Source organism: Armatimonas sp. (genome assembly GCF_031410135.1).
Taxonomy (GTDB): Bacteria; Armatimonadota; Armatimonadia; order Armatimonadales; family Armatimonadaceae; genus Armatimonas.
This window is the reverse complement of the sequence record NZ_JANNYP010000358.1, coordinates 1-3,257: the sequence shown is the minus strand read 5'-3', so window position 1 is coordinate 3,257 and position 3,257 is coordinate 1. Positions and strand designations below refer to the sequence as shown.

The following is a 3,257-nucleotide window of genomic DNA, read 5'->3' as shown; positions in this document are numbered from 1 at the left end:
TGCTCTGACTGACGGGAACCGAGGGGCTGTAGCTTGTGGGCGGAGTCTGTTGGGTTTGGGGAGCGTTTGTCTTCAGGCGCATCCTACTTCGCCTCCTGCCAGTCCCATACTGCAATCCCAGTGGAATAGGCGTCGCCCAGTAACCTGCTATCGGGTGAGAACTGGAGGTAGGCATTTTTATAGAAGTCGTTGCGCCGATTGATCTGCCGAATGGCCACCCCCGTCTCCAAGTTGCGGATCACGATAGCTTCCGCATAGGCAATCGCGACAAAACGCCCATCGGGTGAGATTGCCAGTGCCTCGGTTTCTGGGTTCAGCCCGACATCATAGGGCGCAATACGCGTCCAGCGGATCTTTCCCGTCGCTAGCTCGCGACAGTAGAGAGTCTCCACCGAGCCAGCTCCCGAGTCCACAATCAATAGAAAGCGCTCGTCAGGTGAGAACGCGATTTTGTTCTGCCAATTGCCCCTGAGTGCCGGTAGCATTTGCGGTTTCTGCGCCGCCCGATTCCAGATCAGGAGCGCCTGGCCATTCCGTACCCATTGCCCCATGCCCACTAGATACTGTCCTTTGGGAGTGAGCATTGCCTCGCGAATATTAAGGCCGGGCTGTTGTAATGTGGTGACATTGCCCTGCTTATCCTCAAGACGCCAACTCGACATCTCCCCGGACACCTCAGAGCGAGTCGCTTGGACTTTGCCGTCCTGTGAGGCCATCGTGGTATAAAATCCCGATGGGACCGTCAACGGAAGGATTGCAGCCCCTATGTCGCGCGTACTCTGATCTGCAAGCTCTGCACCGGTTTTTGGATTATACGCAATGTACGAAAATGTCCTGATTCCTCCCCCCTGCTCTTGCGAAACCCTTGCAATTACCTTTTCGTTACTGGTAAAGGCAAATCGTCCGTTAAAGTCACCTTGAATAGAACAAAAAGCGGTAGGTTTCATTCCCGTAGCCCTCCCGGGCAGCTCGACTTTATGTGTCTGAAAGAGCGTACCGAGTGCGACCAAGGGTGTGAGAAAACAGGCCCAGAGGGCTCCGCGAGCCAGAGACCGGGGTAGTGTGCGCGGCGTTTCCCGCTTTGTTACCGAAACGAGTGTTGTTACGATAGGGACAGGCGTTGTCGTGGCCGTTGAGTAGCTTGTTGATGGCGTATGTTGGTTTTGGGGAGCGTTGGTCTTCAGGCGCATGGCTTCGTTTACTTCCTTGCAGTGATGTCCCAGTGATCGATTCCCCGGCTCTGGGCGGCGATAATCCTCTGACCGTCGGAGGAGTAGCTCAGCTGCACATCAGGGTCTAGTTTTTTGGGAAGCGTGCTCACGAAGCTCTCAAACTCGCCACTCTGGAGCGAGTGAATCCGAATCCCCTCCTCAACCGCCATCGCCACATGCGCCCCATCGGGTGAGACTGTCACCGCGCTCGGCCCAATAGGCATCGTCGTATTACTCGCAGGCCCGAAGCGCTTCCAAACCTCCGCCTGTGTCACTGTATCCCTGCACTGGAGCGTGTACTCGGGAAGAGTTTCGGTGGGTGGCGCATGCCATTTAATAAGCTCATTTAAGGGGTCGTCATTGCCCGGCCAACCATATTTGCTTACCTGCCCCGTAACCAGATAGCGACCGGTGGGGCTGAGGGCGACAACACCATCACTGGTAATATCCTCTGTCCAGAGGGGCTTTTCGCCAACACGACCAACGGCCAGCTGCAAAAAGCCGTCGGGGCTGACGATTCGGCGGGCGAACATCTGGCCGTTCTGGGAGACGATCTCCGTGCGGGGGATGAGGGCGACGCGAGGAGCGGGGCGGATGAGGTAGCTTCCAAGCAAGACAAGCGGGGTCAGAAACGTGGCCCAGAGGAAGACACGCGCCGGAGAGATTTTCTTGCGCCGCTTTATGGCCACTCTCGGAGTGGATTTCCGAGTGGAGGCCGTGGTGGTGGTTGACGCAGCAACACTGGTGGCCACGGGCGGCGCTGCCGTGACCGTGGAGTAGTTGCTTGTCGGCGGAGTCTGCTGCGTAGTCGTCTTTAACCGCATCGTAGGGCTATTCTACGGCATCGGGCGGGTGAGTTCAAACATGGCATCGGGCTGTGCGCGGGTGTACCAGTCACCACTCATTCGCGCGATGTAGTCCACGCGCGTCGCATCCACTTTCCCTGTCTCGTCAAGAAGCGCTTCATCAATCCAGTAGCGCACCACTTCCCCAATAATATAGTTCGCCGAGAGCGGCCCCGGCCCGTGCTTGACGATTTGAAAAAGCTTACACTCCATCGCCAGCGGCGACTCCAAGACACGGGCGGGCTTGACGATCTCCGTCGCGCCTTTTGTGAAGCCTGCCTCCTCCCACTCACTCACGCCGTAGGGGTACTCAAACGACGCCTGGTTCATCTTCTCGCGAATCCCGTACGTCACGATAGAGATCGTGTACTCCCCGGTGGCCTCGATATTGACCAGGGTGTCCTTGGGCTGCCCATGCCGATTGTTGAGCGGTGAGACCGTCACCGACGGCGGGTTCGCCCCCCCAGCCATGAAGTAGGAAAACGGTGCCAGGTTGGGCTTGCCCTCTGGCGAGAGCGTCGAGACAAACGCAATCGGCCGCGGCGACACACACACATTCAGGAGCTTATAGGCATCCGGAATCGGCATCTGCGACGGATCAAAAGCACGATGAGGCATGCCAGATTATACTTCTTTTTTAGGGCGATACGGGGTCTTGTAATTCCACCTGCGTTTTTTTGGTTAGAATGGAGGCATGATCGTCTCGACCGTTTCTTGCCCCCAATGTGGCAAAGCAGAACCCGTCATCGCTCACCACGACGGCAATCTGCACAGCGACGGTTGCTGGGTCTCGCGGAATCAAAGACGGGTAGACCTTCCCACTGTTATTCTTGGGGAAGGATCGGTACAGAGCCCCCTGCGGAGATCCGCAGGAAGCTCTTTGTCGTTTTCAGGACCCTTAACGGGTGAGTATTTTCGGTGACTACGGCGAGTGGTAAGTGCCCGGACCGGTTCCGGGGAAATAGTCGCCGCCCGCCGCCCAACCGCTAAAGCTAGACAACAGAACGCTCCGTCCCCCACTCACCGAGGTGTAGTAATAGGCGGAGATGTTCTTGATCCGCCCGCTGGCCGAGGGGGCGGGGGCCGGGGGGGGGGTGTGGGCGGGGGGGGGGGGGGGGGGGGGGGGGGGGGGGGGGGTGTGGGGTGCGGGGGGGGGGGGGTTTTGGTGCAACCCGGGGGGGGGGGGGGGGCCCGGGCTGAT

3 protein-coding genes are annotated in these 3,257 nt (G+C 58.5%); all 3 read right to left on the bottom strand.

The features are described 5' to 3' along the window. Nucleotides 1-83 precede the first annotated feature (83 nt). The 3 genes from RMO15_RS13180 to RMO15_RS13170 all read right to left on the bottom strand — a co-directional run bounded on the left by RMO15_RS13180 (nt 84) and on the right by RMO15_RS13170 (nt 2,674). Nucleotides 84-716: a WD40 repeat domain-containing protein gene (locus RMO15_RS13180; protein WP_309713257.1), complete on the bottom strand. Its 633-nt coding sequence runs from the start codon at nt 714-716 to the stop codon at nt 84-86. Between the two features lie 482 nt (nt 717-1,198). Then, nucleotides 1,199-2,035, bottom strand: coding sequence for a hypothetical protein (locus RMO15_RS13175; protein ID WP_309713254.1), 837 nt, complete (start codon nt 2,033-2,035; stop codon nt 1,199-1,201). A 12-nt stretch (nt 2,036-2,047) separates the two neighbouring features. Beyond that, on the bottom strand, nt 2,048-2,674 hold the full coding sequence (locus tag RMO15_RS13170) for a flavin reductase family protein (RefSeq protein ID WP_309713251.1): 627 nt from the start codon (nt 2,672-2,674) through the stop codon (nt 2,048-2,050). Nucleotides 2,675-3,257 lie beyond the last annotated feature (583 nt).

What these genes read in the sequence shown, in the direction of transcription:
- RMO15_RS13180 (WP_309713257.1), bottom strand. Translation starts at nt 716, where the DNA reads ATGGCCTCACAGGACGGCAAAGTCCAAGCGACTCGCTCTGAGGTGTCC.
- RMO15_RS13175 (WP_309713254.1), bottom strand. Translation starts at nt 2,035, where the DNA reads ATGCGGTTAAAGACGACTACGCAGCAGACTCCGCCGACAAGCAACTAC.
- RMO15_RS13170 (WP_309713251.1), bottom strand. Translation starts at nt 2,674, where the DNA reads ATGCCTCATCGTGCTTTTGATCCGTCGCAGATGCCGATTCCGGATGCC.